The 23,595-nt window shown below is 66.0% G+C and carries 26 protein-coding genes; 23 read left to right on the top strand and 3 right to left on the bottom strand.

Going from position 1 to position 23,595, the window contains the following annotated elements; all coding sequences use genetic code 11:
* Entirely contained in the window at nt 1-942 is a 942-nt protein-coding gene (thrB, locus tag N4S67_RS00130) for a homoserine kinase (RefSeq protein ID WP_260991988.1), read from the top strand.
* Between the two features lie 255 nt (nt 943-1,197).
* A complete protein-coding gene (gene rho, locus N4S67_RS00125; protein ID WP_260990918.1) occupies nt 1,198-3,162 on the top strand; it encodes a transcription termination factor Rho in 1,965 nt (654 codons plus the stop codon).
* Between the two features lie 4 nt (nt 3,163-3,166).
* On the opposite strand, the gene N4S67_RS00120 is transcribed toward rho, so the two are convergent.
* Complete coding sequence (locus N4S67_RS00120; RefSeq protein ID WP_260990917.1) at nt 3,167-3,601, bottom strand: MarR family winged helix-turn-helix transcriptional regulator; 435 nt, start codon at nt 3,599-3,601, stop codon at nt 3,167-3,169.
* A gap of 69 nt (nt 3,602-3,670) precedes the next feature.
* Between N4S67_RS00120 and N4S67_RS00115 the strand changes: the two genes are divergently transcribed.
* The 3 genes from N4S67_RS00115 to N4S67_RS00105 are packed head-to-tail and all read left to right on the top strand — an operon-like array spanning nt 3,671 to nt 5,583.
* Nucleotides 3,671-4,261, top strand: coding sequence for a maleylpyruvate isomerase family mycothiol-dependent enzyme (locus tag N4S67_RS00115; RefSeq protein ID WP_260990916.1), 591 nt, complete (start codon nt 3,671-3,673; stop codon nt 4,259-4,261).
* A gap of 33 nt (nt 4,262-4,294) precedes the next feature.
* The gene (locus N4S67_RS00110; protein ID WP_260990915.1) at nt 4,295-5,011 is read left to right on the top strand and encodes a glyoxalase; all 717 of its coding nucleotides are present in this window, start codon (nt 4,295-4,297) and stop codon (nt 5,009-5,011) included.
* The gene (locus tag N4S67_RS00105) at nt 5,011-5,583 is read left to right on the top strand and encodes a PadR family transcriptional regulator (RefSeq protein WP_260990914.1); all 573 of its coding nucleotides are present in this window, start codon (nt 5,011-5,013) and stop codon (nt 5,581-5,583) included. Before N4S67_RS00110 ends, N4S67_RS00105 begins: the two co-directional genes overlap by 1 nt.
* On the opposite strand, the gene N4S67_RS00100 is transcribed toward N4S67_RS00105, so the two are convergent.
* Nucleotides 5,549-6,154 (bottom strand): TetR/AcrR family transcriptional regulator, encoded by a 606-nt coding sequence (locus N4S67_RS00100; protein WP_260990913.1) that lies wholly within the window; start codon nt 6,152-6,154, stop codon nt 5,549-5,551. The two genes, N4S67_RS00105 and N4S67_RS00100, sit on opposite strands and share 35 nt — an antisense overlap.
* A 101-nt stretch (nt 6,155-6,255) precedes the next feature.
* On the opposite strand from N4S67_RS00100, the gene fadD1 reads away from it, so the two are divergent.
* The 17 genes from fadD1 (at nt 6,256) to N4S67_RS00015 (ending at nt 21,489) form a co-directional block, all read left to right on the top strand.
* Nucleotides 6,256-7,830 carry a fatty-acid--CoA ligase FadD1 gene (fadD1, locus tag N4S67_RS00095; RefSeq protein WP_260990912.1) on the top strand — a complete coding sequence of 525 codons (1,575 nt, stop codon included), beginning with the start codon at nt 6,256-6,258 and terminating at the stop codon, nt 7,828-7,830.
* 19 nt (nt 7,831-7,849) lie between these two features.
* Nucleotides 7,850-8,437, top strand: a complete 588-nt coding sequence (locus tag N4S67_RS00090) for a hypothetical protein (RefSeq protein WP_260990911.1) — start codon at nt 7,850-7,852, stop codon at nt 8,435-8,437.
* A 153-nt stretch (nt 8,438-8,590) separates the two neighbouring features.
* Nucleotides 8,591-8,848 carry a 50S ribosomal protein L31 gene (gene rpmE / locus N4S67_RS00085; protein WP_260990910.1) on the top strand — a complete coding sequence of 86 codons (258 nt, stop codon included), beginning with the start codon at nt 8,591-8,593 and terminating at the stop codon, nt 8,846-8,848.
* A gap of 125 nt (nt 8,849-8,973) precedes the next feature.
* Nucleotides 8,974-10,026, top strand: a complete 1,053-nt coding sequence (gene prfA, locus N4S67_RS00080; RefSeq protein WP_260991987.1) for a peptide chain release factor 1 — start codon at nt 8,974-8,976, stop codon at nt 10,024-10,026.
* Entirely contained in the window at nt 10,023-10,856 is an 834-nt protein-coding gene (gene prmC / locus N4S67_RS00075; RefSeq protein ID WP_260990909.1) for a peptide chain release factor N(5)-glutamine methyltransferase, read from the top strand. The genes prfA and prmC overlap by 4 nt, the downstream gene beginning before the upstream one ends.
* Entirely contained in the window at nt 10,853-11,506 is a 654-nt protein-coding gene (locus tag N4S67_RS00070) for an L-threonylcarbamoyladenylate synthase (protein WP_260990908.1), read from the top strand. The genes prmC and N4S67_RS00070 overlap by 4 nt, the downstream gene beginning before the upstream one ends.
* Complete coding sequence (locus N4S67_RS00065; RefSeq protein WP_260991986.1) at nt 11,506-12,726, top strand: glycosyltransferase family 4 protein; 1,221 nt, start codon at nt 11,506-11,508, stop codon at nt 12,724-12,726. The genes N4S67_RS00070 and N4S67_RS00065 overlap by 1 nt, the downstream gene beginning before the upstream one ends.
* A 237-nt stretch (nt 12,727-12,963) precedes the next feature.
* Nucleotides 12,964-13,416 carry an ATP synthase subunit I gene (locus tag N4S67_RS00060; protein WP_260990907.1) on the top strand — a complete coding sequence of 151 codons (453 nt, stop codon included), beginning with the start codon at nt 12,964-12,966 and terminating at the stop codon, nt 13,414-13,416.
* Entirely contained in the window at nt 13,416-14,174 is a 759-nt protein-coding gene (gene atpB, locus N4S67_RS00055) for a F0F1 ATP synthase subunit A (RefSeq protein ID WP_260990906.1), read from the top strand. Before N4S67_RS00060 ends, atpB begins: the two co-directional genes overlap by 1 nt.
* A gap of 64 nt (nt 14,175-14,238) precedes the next feature.
* Nucleotides 14,239-14,487 carry a F0F1 ATP synthase subunit C gene (locus N4S67_RS00050; RefSeq protein WP_260990905.1) on the top strand — a complete coding sequence of 83 codons (249 nt, stop codon included), beginning with the start codon at nt 14,239-14,241 and terminating at the stop codon, nt 14,485-14,487.
* Nucleotides 14,488-14,507: 20 nt separating this feature from the next.
* A complete protein-coding gene (locus N4S67_RS00045; protein ID WP_260990904.1) occupies nt 14,508-15,026 on the top strand; it encodes a F0F1 ATP synthase subunit B in 519 nt (172 codons plus the stop codon).
* Nucleotides 15,027-15,030: 4 nt separating this feature from the next.
* Nucleotides 15,031-16,362 (top strand): F0F1 ATP synthase subunit B/delta, encoded by a 1,332-nt coding sequence (locus N4S67_RS00040; protein WP_260990903.1) that lies wholly within the window; start codon nt 15,031-15,033, stop codon nt 16,360-16,362.
* Nucleotides 16,363-16,410: 48 nt separating this feature from the next.
* Nucleotides 16,411-18,057: a F0F1 ATP synthase subunit alpha gene (gene atpA, locus N4S67_RS00035; protein ID WP_260990902.1), complete on the top strand. Its 1,647-nt coding sequence runs from the start codon at nt 16,411-16,413 to the stop codon at nt 18,055-18,057.
* Between the two features lie 14 nt (nt 18,058-18,071).
* Nucleotides 18,072-18,998, top strand: a complete 927-nt coding sequence (locus N4S67_RS00030) for a F0F1 ATP synthase subunit gamma (RefSeq protein WP_260990901.1) — start codon at nt 18,072-18,074, stop codon at nt 18,996-18,998.
* Nucleotides 18,999-19,022: 24 nt separating this feature from the next.
* On the top strand, nt 19,023-20,663 hold the full coding sequence (atpD, locus tag N4S67_RS00025; RefSeq protein WP_390893158.1) for a F0F1 ATP synthase subunit beta: 1,641 nt from the start codon (nt 19,023-19,025) through the stop codon (nt 20,661-20,663).
* Between the two features lie 2 nt (nt 20,664-20,665).
* On the top strand, nt 20,666-21,031 hold the full coding sequence (locus tag N4S67_RS00020) for a F0F1 ATP synthase subunit epsilon (RefSeq protein WP_260990900.1): 366 nt from the start codon (nt 20,666-20,668) through the stop codon (nt 21,029-21,031).
* Between the two features lie 11 nt (nt 21,032-21,042).
* The gene (locus tag N4S67_RS00015) at nt 21,043-21,489 is read left to right on the top strand and encodes a DUF2550 domain-containing protein (protein ID WP_260990899.1); all 447 of its coding nucleotides are present in this window, start codon (nt 21,043-21,045) and stop codon (nt 21,487-21,489) included.
* Here N4S67_RS00015 and N4S67_RS00010 read toward each other — a convergent pair.
* Nucleotides 21,486-22,064 carry a cob(I)yrinic acid a,c-diamide adenosyltransferase gene (locus N4S67_RS00010; protein WP_260990898.1) on the bottom strand — a complete coding sequence of 193 codons (579 nt, stop codon included), beginning with the start codon at nt 22,062-22,064 and terminating at the stop codon, nt 21,486-21,488. The genes N4S67_RS00015 and N4S67_RS00010 overlap by 4 nt on opposite strands.
* 72 nt (nt 22,065-22,136) lie before the next feature.
* On the opposite strand from N4S67_RS00010, the gene murA reads away from it, so the two are divergent.
* Nucleotides 22,137-23,390, top strand: coding sequence for a UDP-N-acetylglucosamine 1-carboxyvinyltransferase (gene murA / locus N4S67_RS00005; protein ID WP_260990897.1), 1,254 nt, complete (start codon nt 22,137-22,139; stop codon nt 23,388-23,390).
* The last annotated feature ends 205 nt before the right edge of the window (nt 23,391-23,595 follow it).

Here is a 23,595-nt window from a genome sequence, read left to right as displayed (position 1 = left end):
ATGCAAACCCTGCCCGCCGGGTTGACGGCCACCGCCGTCGTGGCGGCGTCCAGCGCCAACCTGGGCCCCGGCTTCGACTGTATGGGGCTTGCATTGAGTCTGTACGACGAGATCGTGGTGGAGACAACCGAATCCGGCCTGAAGGTTGACGTCGAAGGCGAAGGCGCCGGTCAGGTTCCGCTGGACTCTTCGCATCTGGTGGTACGTGCCATCGAGCACGGACTGCAGGCGGTGAACGCACGAGTGTCCGGGCTGAACGTCCGCTGCCGCAACGATATTCCGCATTCGCGGGGACTTGGTTCGTCTGCGGCGGCGGTTGTGGGCGGCCTGGCGGTGGTCAACGGCCTTGTGAACCAGGACGGTTCATCGCCGCTCGCCGAGACCGAACTCATTCAGCTGGCCAGTGAGTTCGAGGGGCATCCGGATAACGCGTCGGCCGCCGTCCTGGGCGGAGCCGTGGTGTCGTGGACCGAACACGATGGCGCGCTGCCGCGCTATTCGGCAGCGCCGCTGCGTCTACATCCCGACATCCGGCTGTTCTCCGCCGTGCCCGAAGACCGTTCGTCGACGGCCGAGACGCGCGTGCTGCTTCCCGAGCAGGTCAGCCATATCGACGCACGGTTCAACTTGAGCCGATCGGCGCTGCTCGTGCTGGCTTTGACCGAACGACCCGATCTGCTCATGGAGGCGACCGAGGACGTCCTGCATCAGCCGCAGCGGGCGGCTGCCATGCCGGCATCTGCGGAATACCTGCGGCTCCTGCGGCGTTGTGGTGTTGCAGCTGCGTTGTCCGGGGCTGGACCTGCGGTGATCGCACTCAGCGCGCAAGCAGAATTACCCGCGGAAGCTCTGGAGTACGGCGCAGCCAACGGGTTCTGCGTCCGCGAGATGACCATCGGTGACGGTGTGCGGTGGACGTCGGGTGTTGCGGTCAGAGGTTGAGTCCACGGCTGACGGGTCCGAGCATCAGAAGTCACACGAGAACCAGCGTGTTTCTTGCTTCCGGCCCCGAAGCGGGTTATTCTCGCTCTCGTCCAGCAATCGCAGCGTCTCTGCCTGCGCCGACACTAGGACGACACTCTTCTTTTAAGTGTTCATCTCGTGGACTGAAGGTTTGCCGCTTGCCGGCGGAACCCGTTGCTGAACGCAACCAAAACCCCCCGCATGACTCGAACGCAGGGGACAGAAAGGAAATCCGTGACTGATACGGACCTCATCACGGCTGGTGGCAGCGACGACAGCGTCGATCTGCCGAACACCGTGGCTACGAACTCTCCCGCGGAAGCTGACGCGTCGGCGCCGACGTCCACCGCGGAAACGGCGCCGACGGCTGACGTCGCGTCGGGCGATCGGCCCGCTTCACTGTCCACGATGGTGCTGCCCGAGCTGCGCGCGCTTGCCAAGGAGATCGGCGTCGAAGGCGCCTCCGGCATGCGCAAGAGCGAACTGGTAGCCGCGATCAAGGAGCGCCGTGGCGACTCCAACGGCCGCGCCCGTCAGGCGAAGGCGCCCGACGCCGCCGCGAACGACGCGCCGGCGCCCCCCGCTGCCGCCGAGCCAACCGACGATAAGGCCTCCGCCGACGGCCAGCAGCAGACCGACCAGCCGACCCGGCCCCGCCGCGAGCGTCGCGGCGCCTCACGCGGCACCGGCTCGCCGAGCGGTTCCGAGCAGAACGACCAGCCCAAGCAGGACGCCGACGCCGGTCAGAACACCAAGACCGACGACGCCAAGACCGACACGAAGTCCGACGGCGACCAGCAGCCGAGCGACCAGCGGCAGAGTGACCAGCGGCAGAGCGACCAGCGCCAGGGCGACCAGCAGCAGAACGACCGGCAGGGCGGTCAGAACCGCGGTGGCGGCAACGCAGGCAACGCCGACAACGCCGGCGACGACGACGGCGATGGTCGCCAGGGTCGCCGTGGCCGCCGGTTCCGCGACCGCAGACGCCGTGAGCGCGGCGGCGAAGGCGGCGGCGGCAACGAGCGCGGTGATACCGAACTGCGCGAGGACGACGTCGTGCAGCCCGTCGCGGGCATTCTCGACGTCCTGGACAACTACGCGTTCGTCCGCACCTCCGGCTACCTGGCCGGGCCCAACGACGTCTACGTGTCCATGAACATGGTGCGCAAGAACGGCCTGCGCCGCGGCGACGCTGTGACCGGCGCCGTGCGGGTGGCCAAAGACGGCGAGCAGACCAACCAACGGCAGAAGTTCAACCCGCTGGTGCGGCTGGACTCCGTCAACGGCGGGGCGGTCGACGACGCCAAGAAGCGCCCCGACTTCACGAAGCTGACCCCGCTGTACCCGAATCAGCGCCTGCGTCTGGAGACCTCAGGCGAGAAGCTGACGACTCGCGTGATCGATCTGATCATGCCGATCGGCAAGGGGCAGCGCGCGCTGATCGTGTCGCCGCCGAAGGCCGGTAAGACCACGATCCTGCAGGACATCGCCAACGCGATCACGAGGAACAACCCCGAGTGCCATTTGATGGTGGTGCTGGTCGACGAGCGGCCTGAAGAGGTCACCGACATGCAGCGGTCGGTCAAGGGTGAGGTCATCGCCTCGACCTTCGACCGCCCGCCGTCGGACCACACGCAGGCCGCCGAACTCGCCATCGAGCGGGCCAAGCGCCTGGTCGAGCAGGGCAAGGACGTCGTCGTGTTGCTCGACTCGATCACCCGCCTCGGTCGCGCGTACAACAACGCGTCGCCCGCGTCGGGCCGCATCCTGTCCGGTGGCGTGGACTCCACCGCGCTGTACCCCCCGAAGCGGTTCCTGGGCGCTGCCCGCAACATCGAAGACGGTGGCTCGCTGACGATCATCGCCACGGCGATGGTCGAGACCGGTTCGACCGGCGACACGGTGATCTTCGAGGAGTTCAAGGGCACCGGTAACGCCGAGCTCAAGCTGGACCGCAAGATCGCCGAGCGGCGGGTCTTCCCGGCCGTCGACGTCAACCCGTCCGGCACCCGCAAGGACGAGTTGCTGTTGTCACCGGATGAGTTCTCGGTCGTACACAAGCTGCGCCGGGTGCTGTCGGGTCTCGACCCGCACCAGGCGATCGACCTGTTGATGAGCCAGCTGCGCAAGACCAAGAACAACTACGAGTTCCTGGTCCAGGTTTCCAAGACCGCGCCAGGCTCGATGGACTCCGACTGAGACCTCACCGATAGGGGTCGGTGATCGCGCGCAGCGCGGTCAGCGCCTCGTGCAGCTGCGTGAACGCGTCGTCGCCGAGGAACGTTCGCCATTCCCGCTCGACCCTGGCGACCTCGGCGCCCGCGATCTGACAGAGCGCAACTCCTTTGTCGCTCAAGGTGACGAGCCTGGCTCGCGCATCTGAAGGGTCGGGTGCGCGCACCACGTAGCCGGCACGCTCGAGTTGGCCGATCAGCTCGCCGGCCGTCTGCTTTGTGACGCGCGCCTGCTCCGCGAGGTCGGTCAGCCGCATGCCGCGCGGATCAAGACGCTGCATCAACCGCGACTGCGCCACAGTGATGTCGCCGACGCCCGCCGCCGCCAAGGCCTCCATGACGCGCGATTCCATCGCGCGATGGGCGATGAACATGAGTGTCGCGGTGTTCGGCGAGTCAGCCACCCGTTGACTTTAGTACGGATACCTGACAATATTCGTCAGGAAGCCTGACTAAAACGAAGGTAGGGCGACATGGACTCCGACACCATCTGGCGACACGTCGATGACCAGCGCGCGCGACTGGCCGACCTGTTCGACACCGTCGAGGCGCACCGCTGGGACACGCCGTCGTTGTGCGAGGGGTGGACGGTGCGCGACGTGGCGGCGCACCTGACACACTCTCACATGGCCAAGCCCAGGATGGCGCTCGAGGCCGTGCGGTCCGGTTTCCGGTTCAACGCAATGGTGTATCGAGTCGCCGTGCAGGACAACCGAACTCCACACCAGATCACCGAGGCGCTGCGAGGTATGAGGGGATCTCGGCGGCGTCCGCCCGGCACCGCGGAATGCGACCCGCTGATGGATGTTCTTGTGCACGGCCAGGACATCGCGGTACCCCTCGGCCTCGAATTGTCGATGCCGCCCGATGCGGCTGTCGTGGCGGCTCGCCGATTGTGGGGGATGCGCTTCCCGCTCAACCCGCGCCGCCGCCTGCGCGGGATCGAACTCGCGGCGACCGACGCCGACTTCCGCGTCGGCGACGGCCGGCGCGTCGAGGCGCCGATCCGCGACATCGTGATGACGCTGGCCGGTCGGCCCGCTGGCATCAGCGCGCTTCGGTAGGATCGCTACTCAACTTTGAGTACCGTGGTCCGCATGACGGACACCACGATCCCGCTCCTGCCCTGCGTAGCGCCCGGCGACACCCTCGACTTCTTCACCGCGCTCGGATTCGAGGTGACCTACAACCAGACCCGTCCCTACCTCTACCTGTCCTTGCGCCGCGGCGACGTCGAACTGCACTACGGCAAACCGCCCGCGGGGCTCGATCCCGCGGAGGAGTGCTCCGGCGGCTGCCTGGTGATGACCGACGATGTGGCCGGCTATCACCGGGCTTTCTCCGAAGCGCTACGGGCCCGCTACGGCAAGGTGCTGGCGAAGGGACGGCCGCGAATCACCCGGTACCGACCCGGCCAGACCCGTTTCACCACCGTCGACCCATCCGGCAACAACATCGTGTTCATCAGTCGGGATGAACCGATCGAGCTGGAGTACGGCGGATCGAAGAAGCTCACTGGGTTGGCCAAAGCCATTGACAATGCGCGGATTCTGCGCGACTTCAAGACCGACCACAGGGCCGCCGCGCGTGCACTCGACAGCGCGCTGAAGCGGCACCGGGCGACCGCGTCGCCGCGCGACGTCGCCCGAGCGCTGGCGAACAGGGCTGAACTCGCGGTGGCGTTGGGGGACCGCGACCGCGCAATACAGATCGCCGAAGAGTTGCGGAATTTTCCGCTGACGGAGCAGGACCGCGCCGAGTTGGCCGATGACTTGAGTGCAGCCGTCGACCTGCAACGCTGGTTGTCCGACTGATGTCGACGGTTCGGCTGCTGGTTCTCGGCGTCGTCCGCAACAGCGGCGAGGCCCACGGTTATGCGGTGCATCGGGAGTTGACGTCCTGGCGCGTCGACACCTGGACCAGGGTCAAGCCGCCGTCGATCTACCACGCGATCAAGCAGTTGCACCGAGAAGGCCTGCTCAGCGCGTCGGAGCCGCAGAACAGCCCCAGCGGGCCGGCCCGGGTGGCGTACCGCATCACCGCGGCCGGCCAGCGGGCGTTCTTCGAACTGCTCGAAGCCGCGTTGCAGAGTCCCGACATCGAGGAGTTCGGCGCTGGAATCGCCTTCATGCGCAGCTTGCCTCGCACACGCGTGGCCGCGCTCCTTCACGCCCAGCTGGAGACCACCGAATCGATCGCGACCCAGTTACGCCAGATGAAGGCCGACTGGCCGGATCCCGACGCGCCGCCGCATGCTCAACACCTTCTCGAGTTGTGGCGCGGGACATTCGCCTCGAACGCGGCGTGGACCACCCAGATGCTCGCCCGTATCAACGGCGGCGAGTTCGAGTTCACACCGCCGGATCAGCCCGAAGGCCCGGCATGACATAGCGGCGCAGGTGTGTCAGCACGGCATCAGGGTCGCCTGGGTCAAGCTGCTCGCCGGGCACGGTGGCCAACGAGATCAGCACGCGCGCAAGCCATTCCGAAGCCTCAGCGATATCGGTGTCGGGGTGGATCTCACCGTTCTCGCGCGCCTCGATCAGGTACCGTGACCAGAAGGCGGCGAGGTCGGGTACCAGTCCTTGAACTCCGGCGCCTGCACACGCCGCGAACTCCTCTGGTTCTTCCACCCGCAACTTCATCAGCAGCGCGCCGGGATCGTCGTAGGCGGTTCGGCCGTGCAGGATGCCCGCCACGATCTGGTGTTCAAGTCCCTCGACGCGTTCGAGCAACGCGTGCGCCTCCGACCAGAATGCGTCGTTGAGTCGCACTATCGCGGCGCCCAGCAGTGCTACCTTGTCCGGAAAATGCCGGTACAGCCAGCCCCGCGACACTCCCGCTACCTCGGCAACCTCCGATACGGTCGTCGATCGTATTCCCTTGGCGCGCAGACAAATTTCCGCAGCGTCGATCAGCCGATCGCGGACCGGGTTGGTGGCCGTGCTGCTCGTCACCCGTTGGACTCCTCGTCGTCTGCATGCCCCGTCGGGCGTGGTCGGGGCATTGTGCCATGGTAGACACATTCCTAGATCTGTTCACTGTCGAGAGGTGAGCCATGGCGGACACGCTTCAGCAGTTGCTTCGCGAGCGCGCCGAGCAGGACGCCGTCGCGGTGAAGTACCTCGACCGCACTTGGACCTGGCGCGAGCACCTCGCCGAGGCGTCCGCGCAGGCCGCGGCGCTGATCGCGGCTGCCGAGCCGGGCCGCCCGCTGCACGTGGGCGTGCTGCTCGGCAACACCCCGGACATGCTGACGGCGCTGGCGGCAGCGGGTCTCGGCGGCTACGTCCTGTGCGGTGTGAACACCACCCGCAGGGGGGAGGCGCTGGAGCGCGACATCGTGAAGGTCGACTGCCAATTCCTGATCACCGACGCCGAACACCGCGTCCTGCTCGAGGGGCTGAACCTGCCCGGCATCACGGTGTTCGACACGTCCACGCCGCAGTGGGCAGAGCTGCTGGCGTCGGCGCCCGCGCTGACGCCGCACCGCGAAGTCGGGGCCGACGACACCTTCATGATGATCTTCACCTCGGGCACGAGCGGTAACCCCAAGGCCGTGCAGGTGGCCAACTCCATGGTGCTGTTCGCGGGCACGGCGTTGGCCGACAAGTTCTCGCTGACCTCCGACGACGTCTGCTATCTGTCGATGCCGTTGTTCCATTCCAATGCCGTGGTCGGCGGCTGGGCCCCCGCACTGGTGTCCGGGGCGACGATGGCGCCGGCGAAGTTCTCCGCGTCGGGCTTTCTGGCCGACATCCGCCGCTATGGCGCGACGTACATGAACTACGTCGGCAAGCCGCTCGCGTACGTGCTGGCGACCCCCGAGCAGCCCGACGACCGGGACAACCCCCTGCGGGTGGCCTTCGGCAACGAGGCGACCGACCGGGACATCGAGGAGTTCGGGCGCCGCTTCGAGGTGACGGTCGACGACGGATTCGGCTCGACGGAGAACGCCGTGATCATCACCCGCACGCCCGACACGCCGAAAGGCTCAATCGGCCAGGGGTTTCCGGGTGTGGCCATTTACAACAGCGAGACAGTGACCGAGTGCCCGACCGCGGAGTTCGACGCCGACGGCGCACTGGTCAATGCCGACGAGGCAATCGGTGAGTTGGTGAACACCGCCGGGACCGGCTTCTTCTCCGGCTACTACAACGACCGCGACGCCACCGACGAGCGCATGCGCCACGGCATGTACTGGTCCGGCGATCTGGCCTACCGCGATGCGGACGGATTCATCTATCTCGCGGGGCGCACCGCCGACTGGATGCGCGTCGACGGCGAGAACTTGACCACTGCGCCGATCGAACGCATCCTGCTGCGGCTGCCTGCGATCAACCGCGTTGCGGTCTACCCGGTGCCTGACGAGCTCGTCGGCGATCAGGTGATGGCCGCGGTCGTGCTGCAGGACGACGCGGAGCTGACCCCGGCGGAATTCGAGCGATTCCTGGCAGCGCAACGCGATCTGTCGCCGAAAGCCTGGCCGCGGTACGTCTGGGTCGCCGACGATCTGCCCAGCACCGCGACCAACAAGATCGTGAAAAGGGAACTCGTTGCCCGTGGCGCGAAAGCCGACGGGCGGGTGCTGTGGCGACGCGACGGCAGCAAATTTCACCTCGCCGCCAATTAGCGGTCTGTACCATCGACCCATGGCGGGTGAGGGGCCTAGCCCTGGGTTCGATTATCTCTTTGAATCGCAGGACAGCGCGCAGGCCGACGACGACGTGGCAGGCGAGTCAACCGCCGCGAAGGGTGGCGCGCACCGCAAAGAGCCGCCCGGCGCGCAAACCAACTGGATCCTCGGCATCCTGGTGGCGGCGGTGGTAGCGGCCGCGGTGGTGCTCGGCATGTTGTTTCTGCGTCCCGACCGCACCGAACCAGTCGACTCGCCGCTCGTACCCGCGGCTCCGTCGAACACCACGACCGCTCCGAGCGCGACGGCGCCTGCACCACCCGTCCTGCCGGCACAGGTGCCCGCCCCCGTACCGGCGCCGCCATCGACGCCCGCGTCGGCCACACAGCCTTCGCAGGCCACGGTCGAACCGCAGGCTCCGCCACCGCCGCCGCAGGTGACCTCGCCTGCCCCGGAGCCCGAGGCGACACAGCCACCGTCGCCGATCACGCGGGCGCCCTTCAGCGTCGAACCCGAACCGCGCCCGCCGTTGCCCAACGAGGACCGGCCAGACGGCGGCGACGGCGACGGCGGTGGACTGCTGGGCGGTGGCGGGCTGCTCTAGCCCGACCGCGCAGGAATAGCGAGCCCTGGGTACGCGTTTAGGCTGCTGGCGGTTGAACTGGCATAATGGACCGCTGACCCTCGGTTCCGGTTCACGCCAACACACCTCCACTTCACGGAGGGGCGACCCGGGGCCACAATGGAAGAGGAAACCATGAAATCGGGTATTCACCCTGAGTATGTCGAGACCACGGTGCACTGCGGTTGCGGCAACACCTTCACCACGCGTAGCACCAAGGGAAACGGCCAGATCGCCGTCGAGGTCTGTTCCCAGTGCCACCCGTTCTACACCGGCAAGCAGAAGATCCTCGACAGCGGCGGCCGCGTCGCACGCTTCGAGAAGCGCTACGGCAAGCGCGCCGGGGCGACGGGGAAAGCCGGGGCTGCTGAGAAGAACACCACCGACAAGTAGCTGCCTTTCCGACGCCCGATCTGCCGCCTCAGCGGCCAGGCCGGGCGTCGGTCTGCGTTTCGGCCAAGGAGTTTGACGTGACGGACACCGCCCGCGCTGGATCCCCGGCTCAGCCGGGGGGAGCCATCGAGGCGTTGGTGGCCGAGCATGCCGACCTCGAGCGTCAGCTGTCGGACCCGAGTCTGCACGCCGACGCAGCCCAGGCGCGTAAGGTGGGCAGACGCTTCGCTCAGCTGTCGCCAATCGTTTCGACCTATCGCAAGCTCGAGGCCGCCTGTGGCGACCTCGAAGCCGCGCGCGAGCTCGTCGCCGACGACGAGTCGTTCGCCGCCGAGGTCATCGAGTTGCAGGGCACCGTCGAACATCTCGAAACCCAGCTGACCGATCTGCTCGCGCCGCGGGATCCGCACGACGCCGACGACATCGTGCTCGAGGTCAAGTCGGGGGAGGGCGGCGAGGAGTCGGCGCTGTTCGCTGCGGACCTCGCGCGCATGTACGTCCGGTACGCCGAGCGGCACGGCTGGAACGTGACCATGCTCGACGAGACGACGTCGGATCTCGGCGGCTACAAGGACGCGACCCTGTCGATCAGGAGCAAGGGCGACACCGCCGACGGGGTCTGGTCGCGGCTGAAGTTCGAAGGCGGTGTGCACCGCGTCCAGCGGGTTCCCATCACGGAATCACAAGGGCGCGTACATACCTCGGCCGCAGGCGTCCTGGTGTATCCAGAACCCGAGGAGATCGAAGAAGTCCAGATCGACGAGTCCGACTTGCGCATCGACGTCTACCGGTCGTCGGGCAAGGGCGGTCAGGGCGTGAACACCACGGACTCCGCGGTGCGCATCACCCACCTGCCCACCGGCATCGTGGTCACCTGTCAGAACGAGCGATCGCAGTTGCAGAACAAGGCCCGCGCCATGCAGGTGCTTGCGGCCCGGTTGCAGTCGCTGGCGGAGGAGCAGGCGCAGGCCGACGCATCGGCGGACCGAGCCAGCCAGATCCGCACTGTCGACCGTAGCGAGCGGATTCGCACCTACAACTTCCCGGAGAACCGCATCGCCGATCACCGGATCAATTTCAAGGCGCACAACCTCGACCAGGTGCTCGACGGCGACCTCGACGCATTGTTCGACGCGCTGGCCGCCGCGGACAAACAAGCCAGGTTGGCTGGGGCATGACAGTGCGCCAGGTGATCGACGCCGCCACGGAAGCACTCGCCGAGGCGGGAGTCGGATCTCCTCGCGTCGACGCCGAACTTCTGGCCGCACACGCCGCGGGCACCGTCCGCGGACGCCTCGCGCTCGTCGACACGACCCCGGAATTCGTCAGCCGCTACGACGGGCTGATCGCCCAGCGCGTTGAGCGAGTGCCCCTGCAGCACCTCCTGGGCACCGCGCCGTTCGGCCCCGTCGAGGTGGCTGTCGGACCCGGCGTCTTCGTACCCAGGCCGGAAACCGAGTCGCTATTGGAATGGGCTGTCGCGCAACCACTGCCGGGTTCTCCGGTGATCGTCGATCTGTGTACGGGCTCGGGTGCCTTGGCGCTGGCGCTGGCGAAGAACTGGCCGGACGCTCGCGTCATCGCCGTGGACGACTCCGACGACGCGTTGACCTATGCGCAGCGCAATCTGTCCGGCACGAACGTCGACCTGATCGACGCCGACGTCACGGCGCCGGACCTATTGCCCGAACTCGACGGCCAGGTTGACCTCCTCGTCGCCAATCCGCCATACATTCCCGACGGTGCGCAGTTGGAGCCCGAAGTGGCCGAACATGATCCGGACCATGCGCTGTTCGGCGGGCCCGACGGCATGCGCGTGATCGACGCCATCGTCGAACTTGCCGCCCGCTGGTTGCGCGTCGGCGGATACTGCGCCGTCGAGCACGACGACACCACGTCGCGGCGGACCGTCCAAAGTTTCGATCGGACAAGTTGTTTCGATCACGTGGCCGCTCGGCGCGACCTCGCCGGGCGACCCCGTTTCGTGACCGCGCGGAGGGCGTCATGACGCAGGTCTTCGACTGCTCCGACGACGCGCAACGAGAGAACGGGATCGCCTCAGCGATCAGCGCGCTCAAGGGCGGCCGGCTGGTCGTGTTGCCCACAGACACCGTGTACGGCATCGGCGCCGACGCCTTCGACGGTGACGCCGTCGCGGCCCTGCTTTCGGCGAAGGGGCGCGGCCGCGACATGCCCGTTCCGGTACTGGTCGGCTCGTGGCACAGCATCGACGGCTTGGTCTACACCGTTCCGCACACCGCGCGCGAACTCATCGCGGCCTTCTGGCCGGGAGCGTTGAGTCTGGTGGTGCGCCAGGCACCGTCGCTGCAGTGGGATCTCGGCGACGCCCACGGCACGGTCATGTTGCGGATGCCGCTGCACCCGGTCGCGATCGAACTCCTGCGTGAAGTCGGGCCCATGGCGGTGTCGAGCGCCAACATCACCGGTCGCCCCGCCGCCGTCACCGCCGAACAGGCGCGCCAACAACTCGGCGACCTCGTGGAGGTGTACCTGGACGCGGGCCCGTCGGCGCAGCAGGCCGCGTCAACGATCGTCGACCTCACCGGCGCGCACCCGCGCGTGCTGCGCCAGGGTCCGGTGACCGTCGAGGCGATCGCCGACGTCCTCGGTGTTGAGCCTTCGGCGCTCACGGATTGATCCGGGGTCACGTGCAGTACGGTTCACCGGTGTTCCACGCGGCAGAGAACCTGCTGGCGCTCAATGAACGCGGCGCGGGCGTCCCCCTTCGTGAGCTCGCGCTGGTCGGACTGACCGCGGCCATCATCACCTACTTCGCCACCGGCTGGGTCCGGGTGCTGGCACGCAAGCTCGGCGCCGTGGCCTATCCGCGGGAACGCGACGTGCACCTCGAGCCGATTCCTCGCATGGGCGGCTTGGCGATGTACGTCGGCGTCGTTGCGGCCGTCTTGCTGGCCTCGCAACTGCCGGCCCTGACCCGCGGCTTCGTCTACTCCTCGGGCATGCCCGCGGTCGTCGTGGCGGGTGGGCTCATCATGGCGATCGGTCTGATCGACGACCGGTGGGGACTGGACTCGCTGACCAAGTTCGCGGGCCAGATCACCGCGGCCAGTGTGCTTGTCACGATGGGCGTCGCCTGGAGCGTGCTCTACATCCCCTTCGGCGGCGTCGGAACCATTGTGCTCGACCAGGTGGCGTCGATCCTGCTCACGCTGGCGCTGACGGTGTCGATCGTCAACGCGATGAACTTCATCGACGGGCTCGACGGTCTGGCCGCGGGCCTCGGGCTGATCACCGCGTCGGCCATCTGCATCTTCTCGGTCGGTTTGCTGCGCGACCACGGCGGCGACGTCCTGTTCTACCCGCCCGCCGTGATTTCCGTTGTGCTGGCCGGTGTTTGCCTCGGCTTCCTCCCGCACAACTTCCACCCCGCCAAGATCTTCATGGGTGACTCCGGGTCGATGCTCATCGGGCTGATGTTGGCCGCCGCTTCGACGACGGCGGCGGGACCCATCTCGCAAACCGCTTACGGGGTGCGCGACGTTTTTGCTCTGTTGTCGCCATTCCTGTTGGTGGTCGCGGTGATGTTCGTGCCCGCGCTCGACGCCCTGCTGGCCATCATCCGGCGCACTCGCGCGGGCGTGCACTTCACCACCCCGGACAAGATGCATCTGCATCACCGTCTGCTGCAGATCGGGCATTCCCACCGACGGGTGGTGCTGCTGGTCTACATGTGGGTCGGCATCATCGCGCTGGGTGCAGCAAGCACCATCTTCTTCGACCCCCGCTATACGGGTGCGGTGATGCTGGCGGCCATTCTGGTCGCCATCGTCGTCACCGTCATCCCCCTTTTGAGGCGCGGTGACGACGAGTCCGAGGAAATGTACGACAAAAAGTAGTAGACCCCCTTTTATGGCTCTCACCATGTGTTAGGGTGCTGTCAGAACCCGAAAAACCTCGCGGGTTGCCGGCCTCCGGGCCCCTCGGTTCGCCGCCGATCGGACCGGAACAACGACCGACAAAGGGAGCTGCCCCTTGGGTGATTCCAGCGAGCCCGACGCCCTCCGATACGCTCGTGGCGCCACTCACAGGATCATCGGGACATCGTCCTTCGACCGCGGGATTGAGGTGAAGCAGTGACGACGCCAGCGCAAGACGCGCCGTTGGTGTTTCCCTCCGTTGCATTCCGGCCCGTGCGGCTGTCCGCAATCTGTGTGGTCTTCGCCGGCCTGGTGACTGCCGTGGCCGCGCTGCTCGACCATCCGATGGTCGGCGTGTTCTTCGGAGTGGGGCTCGGACTCGGTTTGCTCAACGCGATCCTGATCCAGCGTTCTGTGGAATCGATTACCGCCGAGGAGCATCCGCTCAAGCGCAAGATGGCGCTCAACTCGGCCACCCGACTCCTCGTCATGACGGTGATTGGTCTGACCATCGCGTTCATCTTCCGACCACAGGGCCTCGGCGTCGTATTCGGCATGGCCTTGTTCCAGGTGGTCCTGGTCGTCTCGACCGCACTGCCGGTGATGAAAAAGCTCAAGGCGGGTAGCCCGGAAGGCACAGGCGGACTCGAAGGAGAGGCTACGCAGTAATGACCCAGAACATCCTCGCCGCAGAATCCGGCATCCAGGTCGGACACCACACCGAGGCGCACTGGTTCGGACTCACGGTGAACACCGACACGGTGCTGGCGACTGCGATCGCCGCGGCGATCGTTCTCGGGTTGGCCTTTTACCTGCGCGCCAAGGTGACCTCGTCCGGTGTGCCGGGTGGGGTGCAGCTGTTCTGGGAGGCGATCACCGTCCAGTCGCGCACCCAGATCGAGAACGCGATCGGCATGAAGATCGCCCCGTTCGTTCTGCCGCTGGCCGTGACGTTGTTCGTGTTCATCTTGGTCGCCAACTGGTTGTCGGTGTTCCCGTGGCAGTACACCGATGACAAGGGTGCGATCCACGAACTGCTCAAGCCGCCGGCGTCCGACATCAACTTCGTGCTGGCGCTCGCGCTGTTCGTCTTCATCTGCTACCACGCTGCGGGCTTCTGGCGCCGCGGCCCGCTCGGCCACCCGTTCCGGGTGCTGAAGGGCCATGTCGCGATCCTCGCGCCGATCAATATCGTCGAGGAGCTGGCCAAGCCGATCTCGTTGTCGCTGCGACTCTTCGGCAACATTTTCGCCGGTGGCATCCTGGTGGCGCTGATCGCGCTGTTCCCGCCGTACATCATGTGGCTGCCGAACGCCATCTGGAAGAGCTTCGACCTGTTCGTCGGCGCCATCCAGGCGTTCATCTTCGCGCTACTGACGATCTTGTACTTCAGCCAGTCGATGGAACTCGAGGACGACCATCACTAGCGATTCGCACAAGCAGGACCCACAACCTGGTAGCACCGCTACCAGTTATCAAGGAGGATAGGAAATGGATCCCACTATCGTCGCCGGCGCCCTTATCGGCGGTGGACTGATCATGGCAGGCGGCGCCATCGGCGCCGGTATCGGTGACGGCATCGCGGGTAACGCGTTGATCGCCGGCATCGCTCGCCAGCCCGAGGCTCAGGGCCGACTCTTCACGCCGTTCTTCATCACGGTCGGTCTGGTCGAGGCGGCGTACTTCATCAACCTGGCGTTCATGGCGCTGTTCGTCTTCGCCACCCCGGGTGCCTCCTAAACAGCCGGAAAGCAGAGTTCATGGTTGACCTCAGCACCACAACGGTTCTCGCGGCAGAAGGCGGGCAGAGCAACTTCCTCGTGCCCAACGGCACCTTCTTCTTCGTGTTGCTCATCTTCCTGATCGTTCTCGGCGTCATCGCCAAATGGGTTGTGCCGCCGATCAGCAAGGTGCTGCACGAGCGCGAAGCCATGGTGTACAAGACCGCCGAAGACAACCGTCGGGCAGCCAAGCTGCGCGCCGCGGCGGACGCTGATTACCGCAGGGTGATGGGTGAGGCGCGTCGCGAGGCGACCAACGTGCGGGAGGAGGCCCGTGCCGAGGGACGCAAGATCGTCGAGGAGGCACGGGCCCGGGCCAACGCGGAGGTATCCACGGTGCTGCAACACGCCAACGAGGAGTTGGGCCAGCAGTCCCGCGCGCTGACCGTCGAACTTCAGACGTCGGTCGAGAATCTCGCGGCGAATCTGGCGAGCCGCGTGCTCGGCGTGGACGTCACGACCCGCACGGTGCCGGTATCGACGGGACAGGGGCGGTAGTCGGATGTCGACCTTCATAGGACAGCTCGTCGGCTTCATCGTCATCGTTTTCCTGGTGGTCAAGTTCGTCTTGCCGCCGGTACGCAACATGATGAAGAACCAGCAGGAAGCCGTCCGCAACCAGCTCGAAGAGCATGCCACGGCGGAGAAGCAGGTCGCCGAGGCCGACAGCGACCACGCCAAAGCACTGGAAGAGGCGAAGGCCGAAGCCGCGAAGGTGATCGAAGAGGCGCGCCACGACGCCGAGAAGATCGCTGAGCAGCTGCGCGCGCAAGCCGATGTGGAGCTCGAGCGCATCAAAGTGCAGGGCGCGCAACAGGTTCAATTGTTGCGCCAGCAGCTGATCCGCGAGTTGCGGCAGAGTCTCGGGGCCGAGTCCGTGCACCGGGCAGGCGATCTGGTTCGCGACTTCGTCTCCGATCCGGCCGAGCAATCGGCCACGGTCGACCGCTTCCTCACCGAACTCGACGAGATGGCGCCCTCGACCACCGTGTTCGGTGACGCCGTCACGGCCAAGCTCCGCGCCGCCAGCCGCGACTCGGTCATCGAGGTCGTCAAGCGATTCGACGAAAGCGTCGGCGGGCTCGATGCCAACGCGTTGACCAGCTTGGCCAACGATCTGGCGTCGACGACCAAGCTGCTGCGCAAGGAGCCGTTGCTCGCACGACACCTGGCCGACCCCTCCAGCACTTCGGAGTTGCGGGTGCAGCTGGTCGAACGGCTGCTGTCGGGCAAGGTGTCCGACAGCGCGCTCGACGTACTCAAAACCGCTGCCTCGCATCGCTGGTCGAGCACACAGGATCTGATCCACGGCATCCAGCACACCGCCAGGCTCGCAATTCTGGTCCGCGCAGAGCAGGAAGGTCAGATCGAGGACGTCGAGGACCAGCTGTTCAGGTTCAGCCGCATCCTCGATTCGCAACCTCAGCTGATCACCTTGCTCAGCGAGTACGCCGCACCGCTCGACGGGCGAATCGGCTTGCTCAACAAGGTGCTTGCCCGACGGGCCAGCAAGAACACCGCGGACCTGCTGCGTCAGACGATCGAACTACTGCACGGCGAGCGTGCCGACGACGCTGTGCGCGACCTCGCGAATCTTGCGGTGTCACGGCGCGGTGAGGTCGTCGCGCACGTCCGCGCCGCCGCTGAGCTCACCGAGGAGCAGAACAACCGGCTCACCGAATTGCTCAGCCGCATCTACGGCCATCCGGTGTCGCTCCAGCTGGAGATCGACTCAGAGCTGCTCGGCGGCTTGACCATCGCTGTCGGCGACGAGGTGATCGACGGCTCGCTGGCGTCCAAGCTGGCGGCGGCCGAGACCCAGCTGCCCGACTGACCCCGATACCACCAAGACCCAATTCACGAAGTAGGAAGACGAAACGCCATGGCAGAGTTAACGATCTCGGCAACCGACATTCAGGGCGCCATCGAGGAGTATGTCGCCGGCTTCGAGGCCGAGACCGAGCGCGAAGAGATCGGAACTGTCATCGACGCCGGTGACGGTATCGCCCACGTCGAGGGCCTGCCGTCGGTGATGACGCAGGAGCTGCTGGAGTTTCCGGGCGGTGTGCTCGGCGTGGCGTTGAACCTCGACGAGCACAGCATTGGCGCGGTGATCCTGGGTGACTTCGCAAAGATCGAAGAGGGCCAGCAGGTCAAGCGGACCGGCGAGGTGCTCTCGGTGCCGGTCGGCGACGGTTACCTCGGACGCGTGGTCAACCCCCTCGGCCAGCCGATCGACGGTCGTGGCGAGGTCGAGACCGGTGAGCGGCGCGCCCTGGAGCTGCAGGCGCCGTCGGTGGTGCAGCGCCAAGGTGTGAGTGAGCCGCTGCAGACCGGCATCAAGGCCATCGATTCGCAGACGCCCATCGGTCGCGGTCAGCGTCAGCTGATCATCGGCGACCGCAAGACGGGCAAGACCGCGTTGTGCGTCGACACCATCCTCAACCAGCGGCAGAACTGGGAGACCGGCGATCCGGACCAGCAGGTCCGCTGCGTGTACGTCGCGATCGGCCAGAAAGGCACCACGATCGCCAGCGTGCGCCAGACCCTCGAAGAGGGTGGCGCGATGGATTACACCACCATTGTCGCGGCCCCGGCCTCGGACTCTGCCGGCTTCAAATGGCTTGCGCCCTACACCGGTTCGGCGATCGCCCAGCATTGGATGTATGACGGCAAGCACGTGCTGATCGTGTTCGACGACCTCACCAAGCACGCGGAGGCCTACCGCGCCATCTCGCTGCTGCTACGGCGTCCGCCGGGCCGCGAGGCATTCCCGGGCGATGTGTTCTACCTGCACTCGCGGCTGCTGGAACGCTGCGCGAAGCTCTCCGACGAGCTGGGCGGCGGATCGATGACGGGCCTGCCTCTCATCGAGACCAAGGCCAACGACATCTCGGCCTACATCCCCACCAACGTCATCTCGATCACCGACGGCCAGTGCTTCCTGGAGACCGACCTGTTCAACCAGGGCGTGCGGCCGGCCATCAACGTCGGCGTCTCGGTGTCCCGCGTCGGCGGCGCCGCTCAGATCAAGGCCATGAAAGAGGTGGCGGGAAGTCTCCGCTTGGACCTGTCGCAGTACCGCGAACTCGAGTCGTTCTCGGCGTTCGCCTCTGACCTCGACGAACAGTCCAAAAAGCAGTTGGATCGTGGCGCCCGCCTTGTCGAGTTGCTCAAGCAACCGCAGAACAGCCCGATGCCGGTCGAGGAACAGGTGGTGGCCATCTTCCTCGGCACCAGGGGCCATCTGGATTCGGTGCCCATCGAGGACGTCCACAAGTTCGAGCAGGAGTTCCTCGAGCACGTGAAGGGCTCCCACGAGAAGATCCTGACGGAGATCCGCGACAGCAAGAAGCTCTCGGAGGAACTCGAGGACACGCTCGAGAAGGTGATCAACGACTTCAAGAAGGGCTTCGACACCACCGACGGCAGCTCGGTCGTCGCCGACGAGCACGTCGACGCCATGGATGAAGGTGACGTCGAGAAAGAATCGGTGAAGGTCCGCAAGCCCAAGCCGAAGAAGAAGTAAGGCCTGGAGACCAAATGGCTGCCACACTGCGCGAATTGCGCGGACGCATCCGCTCCGCGGGGTCGATCAAGAAGATCACCAAGGCCCAGGAGCTGATCGCGACCTCGCGGATCGCCAAGGCGCAGGCCCGAGTCGAGGCGGCTCGGCCCTACGACCGCGAGATCACCAATATGCTCACCGAACTGGCCAGCGCCAGCGCGCTGGACCACCCGCTGCTGGTCGCACGCGAGAACCCCAAAAGGGCCGGCGTCCTGGTGGTGTCGTCGGACCGCGGGCTCGCGGGCGCATACAACGCGAACATCTTCCGGCGCTCCGAGGAGCTGTTCGCACTCCTGCGGTCGGAGGGCAAGGAACCTGTCCTGTACGTGGTGGGCCGGAAAGCGCTGGGCTACTACAGCTTCCGCAACTGGGACATCCAGGAATCGTGGACAGGCTTCTCCGAGCGGCCCGACTACGAGAACGCGCAGGAGATCGCGTCGACATTGGTCGACGCGTTCACCGCGGGAATGGACGACGAGGGTGACGACCCGGGAGCGGACAACGTCCTCGGCGTCGACGAACTGCACATCGTGTTCACCGAATTCAAGACAATGCTGTCGCAGACGGCGATCGCCCGCCGGGTGGCGCCGATGGTGGTCGAGTACAGCGACGAGGACACCGGACCACAGACGCTGTTCTCATTCGAGCCGGATGCGGAGACGTTGTTCGGGGCACTACTGCCGCGCTACGTCTCCACCCGTATCTTCGCCGCGCTGCTCGAGGCGGCGGCATCGGAGTCGGCGTCGCGTCGGCGCGCGATGAAGTCGGCGACCGACAACGCCGACGACCTCATCAAGGATCTGACCCTGATGGCCAACCGGGAACGGCAATCCCAGATCACCCAGGAAATCAGCGAAATCGTCGGTGGCGCGAACGCGCTTGCGGACGCCGCCAAGAAGTAGCCCTAGGAAGCGAAGAAGAGACGAATGACTGCTGCTATCGAAAAGACCGAACAAAAGACCGGCTCCGACACCGCGGGCCGCGTCGTCCGCGTCACCGGCCCCGTCGTCGACGTCGAATTCCCGCGCGGCTCCGTGCCGGAGTTGTTCAACGCGCTGCACGCTCAGATCGACTACAAGGACCTCGCGAAGACGCTGACGCTTGAAGTGGCTCAGCATCTGGGCGACAACCTGGTGCGCTGCATCTCGATGCAGCCCACCGACGGTCTGGTGCGCGGCGTCGAGGTGAGTGACACCGGCGCCTCGATCTCCGTGCCGGTCGGCGAGGGCGTCAAGGGCCACGTGTTCAACGCGCTCGGCGACTGCCTCGACGATCCGGGCTACGGCAAGGACTTCGACAAGTGGTCCATCCACCGCAAGCCACCGTCGTTCGACGAGCTCGAGCCCCGTACCGAGATGCTCGAGACGGGCCTCAAGGTTGTCGACCTGCTGACGCCGTACGTGCGCGGTGGCAAGGTCGCCCTGTTCGGCGGCGCGGGCGTGGGCAAGACGGTGTTGATCCAGGAGATGATCAACCGCATCGCTCGAAACTTCGGTGGCACGTCGGTGTTCGCCGGCGTGGGGGAGCGCACCCGTGAGGGCAACGACCTCTGGGTCGAGCTGGCCGACGCCGACGTGCTCAAGGACACCGCGCTGGTGTTCGGTCAGATGGACGAGCCGCCAGGCACCCGTATGCGGGTCGCGCTGTCGGCGCTGACCATGGCGGAGTACTTCCGCGATGAGCAGGAGCAGGACGTGCTGCTGTTCATCGACAACATCTTCCGGTTCACGCAGGCCGGCTCCGAGGTGTCCACTCTGCTGGGACGTATGCCGTCCGCGGTGGGCTACCAGCCGACCCTGGCCGACGAGATGGGTGAGCTTCAGGAGCGCATCACCTCGACCCGCGGCCGGTCCATCACCTCGATGCAGGCCGTGTACGTGCCCGCCGACGACTACACCGACCCGGCGCCGGCCACCACTTTCGCGCACTTGGATGCCACGACCGAGCTTTCTCGGTCGGTGTTCTCCAAGGGCATCTTCCCGGCGGTGGACCCGCTGGCGTCGAGCTCGACGATCCTCGACCCCAGCGTCGTCGGCGACGAGCACTACCGTGTCGCGCAAGAGGTCATCCGAATCCTGCAGCGCTACAAGGACCTTCAGGACATCATCGCGATTCTCGGTATCGACGAGCTGGCCGAAGAGGACAAGCAGTTGGTGCAGCGTGCCCGCCGCATCGAGAGGTTCCTGTCGCAGAACATGATGGCCGCCGAGCAGTTCACCGGCCAGCCGGGCTCCACGGTGCCGCTCAAGGAGACCATCGAGGCGTTCGACAAGTTGTCGAAGGGCGATTTCGACCACCTGCCCGAGCAGGCGTTCTTCCTGATCGGCGGCCTCGAGGATCTCCAGAAGAAGGCCGAGAGCATGGGCGCCAAGATGGATGACACGTCCGGCGACGGCGCGCCCGCCCAGAGCGATGAGTCCGACGACGCCGACGATGCCGAAGACGGCGACGATGCCGAAGACGGCGACGACGACAACGACAAGGGCGACGCCAAGAAGAGCGACAACAAGAAGAGCGACAACAAGAAGAGCGACAACAAGGGCGACGACGCCGACAAGGACGAATAGCGATGGCCGAACTGGACGTCGACATCGTCGCCGTCGAACGCGAGATCTGGTCTGGCAAGGCCACCTTCGTTTTCACCCGCACGACGTCGGGTGAGATCGGCATTCTGCCTCGGCACATTCCGCTGGTCGCTCAGCTCGTCGATGACGCCATGGTCCGGGTCGAGCGTGAAGGTGAGGAGGACCTGCGCATCGCCGTGGACGGCGGCTTCATGTCGGTCACCGACGAGAGCGTGATCATCCTCGCCGAGTCGGCCGAGCTCGAGTCGGAGATCGACGCAGAGGCGGCCAAGCGCGACTCCGAGTCCGACGACGACGTAACCGCCGCGAAGGGCCGAGCGAGGCTCCGCGCCCTGGGCCAGATCGACTGACGGGCCCGCCGGTGAGCGCGTCCATGTTCCTCATGGTCGCGGTGATCGGCGTGCTGCTGACGGTTGTCGTCGCGCTGAGCTACCGGCTGTGGAAACTGCGGCAGGTCGGTGGCACGGCCGCCATCCTTCGCGACGTTCCCGCCATCGGCGGCCACGGGTGGCGGCACGGCGTAATGCGTTATCGCGGTGGCGAAGCGGGCTTCTACCGGCTGTCGAGCTTTCGGTGGTGGCCCGACCGGACTCTGAGCCGTCGCGGGCTGGAGATCGTGTCGCGGCGGACGCCTCGTGGCGACGAGTTCGACATCATGACAGAGGAGATCGTCGTACTGGAGCTTCGCGACAGCAGCCCGGAACGCCGACGCGGCTACGAAATAGCGCTTGACCGTGGCGCGTTGACCGCTTTCTTGTCCTGGGTCGAATCGCGGCCGTCACCACGCGCACGACGCCGATCCTTCTAACCCTTCGCGGGACCCCCGGGTTGCCACAACACGTCACCGCCCGGGTTGGCGGCCCGGGACAGTATGAACAGCAGATCCGATAGGCGGTTGAGGTACTTCGCCGGGAGCACGCTGACGGTGTCGCCGTGCGTGTCGACCGCATGCCACGCGGAACGCTCCGCACGCCGTGCCACCGTCCGAGCCACGTGCAACAGCGCCGAAAGCGGCGTACCACCGGGCAGCACAAACGAATTCAACGCCGGAAGCGATTCGTTGAACTCGTCGCACCACGATTCCAGTCGATCGATGTAGCCCTGGGTGATGCGCAGCGGAGGATGCTCAGGATTGTCGACCACGGGAGTGGACAGATCAGCACCGGCGTCGAACAAGTCGTTCTGAATCTGCCTGAGCACGTTGAGGATCTGCTCGTCTGGGTTCCCAAGCGCGACGGCGACGCCGATGGCGGCGTTGGCCTCGTCGCAATCGGCGTAGGCGGCTAGCCGGACGTCGTTTTTCGACACCCGGCTGAAGTCGCTGAGACCCGTGGTTCCGTCATCGCCCGTGCGCGTATATATGCGGGTCAGATGCACTGCCATGGCCGAAACGCTACCGGACGGAGTGGTGCATGAAACTGACACAGGTGTCGGGCGCTGTTTACACTGAGCCGCGTGAGCGAGCGATTCGTGGTGACCGGCGGAAACCGGTTATCGGGCGAAGTTGCCGTCGGGGGAGCCAAAAACAGCGTGTTGAAGCTGATGGCGGCTGCGCTCCTGGCGGAGGGCACCAGCACGATCACGAATTGCCCCGACATTCTCGATGTACCGCTGATGGCCGAGGTGCTGCGCGGTCTTGGCGCGACGGTGGAACTCGACGGCGATGTCGTGCGGGTCACCTCGCCCGACGAGCCGAAGTACGACGCTGATTTCGCTGCGGTACGGCAGTTCCGCGCATCGGTGTGCGTCCTCGGTCCGCTGGTCGGCCGCTGCAAGCGCGCCAAAGTCGCTTTGCCCGGCGGAGATGCGATCGGGTCGCGGCCACTCGACATGCATCAAGCCGGTCTGCGCCAGCTCGGAGCGCGATGCAACATCGAGCACGGTTGCGTGGTGGCCGAAGCAGATCATCTGCGCGGAGCCGAGATTCAGCTGGAATTCCCGTCGGTAGGGGCCAGCGAGAACATCCTGATGGCGGCGGTCCTCGCCGAAGGCGTGACGACAATCCGCAACGCAGCGCGCGAGCCCGACGTCGTCGATCTGTGCACCATGCTCAACCAGATGGGGGCCCAGATCTCGGGAGCTGGGACGTCGACCATGGTGATCAACGGGGTCGACCGGTTGTACCCCACCGAACACCGGGTGATCGGCGATCGCATCGTCGCTGCCACGTGGGGCATCGCCGCGGCGATGACCCGCGGAGACATCTCGGTCACCGGAGTCGACCCGGCGCACCTGCAGCTCGTGCTGCACAAGCTGCACGACGCCGGCGCCACGGTCACGCAGTCCGATGACGGGTTCCGCATCGTCCAGTACGAGCGACCGAAGGCGGTCAACGTCGCGACACTGCCGTTTCCCGGCTTTCCGACCGACCTGCAGCCGATGGCCATCGGCCTTGCGTCTATTGCGGACGGCACCTCGATGATCACCGAGAACGTGTTCGAAGCCCGGTTCCGTTTCGTCGAGGAGATGATCCGTCTGGGTGCCGACGCGCGGACGGATGGTCACCACGCGGTCATCCGCGGGATCCCGCAGCTGTCCAGTGCTCCGGTGTGGTCGTCGGACATCCGCGCCGGCGCCGGACTGGTGCTGGCCGGGCTGGTCGCCGACGGTGACACCGAGGTGCACGACGTCTTCCATATCGACCGGGGCTACCCCCTGTTCGTCGAGAACCTGGTGAGTCTGGGCGCCGAGATCGAGCGGCTGGTGTAGCCGCCCGGGCCGACTTGGGAATTGGGGACCGGAGGGCGTACGATAAATCCAGAAGCCCACGGCCCCAGGCCAATCGGACTGGAGGACGGGGTTTGACGTCTCTGCCAGCATGGAGTACATTGGCAGGGTTGCCCGAAAAACCGGGTGTGTTGTTTGAGAACTCAATAGTGTGTTTGGTGGTTTTTGTTTGTTGTTGTTTTTTGCC

The sequence above is a fragment of the Mycobacterium deserti genome, assembly GCF_025345615.1.
GTDB classification, from domain to species: domain Bacteria; phylum Actinomycetota; class Actinomycetes; order Mycobacteriales; family Mycobacteriaceae; genus Mycobacterium; species Mycobacterium deserti.
Note: the sequence above shows the minus strand (reverse complement) of the source record. Positions and strands in the feature narration are given on the sequence as shown.

Bases quoted from the DNA above. Each gene is read 5' to 3' on its own strand.
- thrB (WP_260991988.1), top strand. From the start codon at position 1: ATGCAAACCCTGCCCGCCGGGTTGACGGCCACCGCCGTCGTGGCGGCG.
- N4S67_RS00115 (WP_260990916.1), top strand. From the start codon at position 3,671: ATGGACTCCGACACCATCTGGCGACACGTCGATGACCAGCGCGCGCGA.
- N4S67_RS00110 (WP_260990915.1), top strand. From the start codon at position 4,295: ATGACGGACACCACGATCCCGCTCCTGCCCTGCGTAGCGCCCGGCGAC.
- N4S67_RS00105 (WP_260990914.1), top strand. From the start codon at position 5,011: ATGTCGACGGTTCGGCTGCTGGTTCTCGGCGTCGTCCGCAACAGCGGC.
- fadD1 (WP_260990912.1), top strand. From the start codon at position 6,256: ATGGCGGACACGCTTCAGCAGTTGCTTCGCGAGCGCGCCGAGCAGGAC.
- N4S67_RS00090 (WP_260990911.1), top strand. From the start codon at position 7,850: ATGGCGGGTGAGGGGCCTAGCCCTGGGTTCGATTATCTCTTTGAATCG.
- rpmE (WP_260990910.1), top strand. From the start codon at position 8,591: ATGAAATCGGGTATTCACCCTGAGTATGTCGAGACCACGGTGCACTGC.
- prmC (WP_260990909.1), top strand. From the start codon at position 10,023: ATGACAGTGCGCCAGGTGATCGACGCCGCCACGGAAGCACTCGCCGAG.
- N4S67_RS00070 (WP_260990908.1), top strand. From the start codon at position 10,853: ATGACGCAGGTCTTCGACTGCTCCGACGACGCGCAACGAGAGAACGGG.
- atpB (WP_260990906.1), top strand. From the start codon at position 13,416: ATGACCCAGAACATCCTCGCCGCAGAATCCGGCATCCAGGTCGGACAC.
- N4S67_RS00050 (WP_260990905.1), top strand. From the start codon at position 14,239: ATGGATCCCACTATCGTCGCCGGCGCCCTTATCGGCGGTGGACTGATC.
- N4S67_RS00045 (WP_260990904.1), top strand. From the start codon at position 14,508: ATGGTTGACCTCAGCACCACAACGGTTCTCGCGGCAGAAGGCGGGCAG.
- N4S67_RS00040 (WP_260990903.1), top strand. From the start codon at position 15,031: ATGTCGACCTTCATAGGACAGCTCGTCGGCTTCATCGTCATCGTTTTC.
- atpA (WP_260990902.1), top strand. From the start codon at position 16,411: ATGGCAGAGTTAACGATCTCGGCAACCGACATTCAGGGCGCCATCGAG.
- N4S67_RS00030 (WP_260990901.1), top strand. From the start codon at position 18,072: ATGGCTGCCACACTGCGCGAATTGCGCGGACGCATCCGCTCCGCGGGG.
- atpD (WP_390893158.1), top strand. From the start codon at position 19,023: ATGACTGCTGCTATCGAAAAGACCGAACAAAAGACCGGCTCCGACACC.
- N4S67_RS00020 (WP_260990900.1), top strand. From the start codon at position 20,666: ATGGCCGAACTGGACGTCGACATCGTCGCCGTCGAACGCGAGATCTGG.
- N4S67_RS00010 (WP_260990898.1), bottom strand. From the start codon at position 22,064: ATGGCAGTGCATCTGACCCGCATATATACGCGCACGGGCGATGACGGA.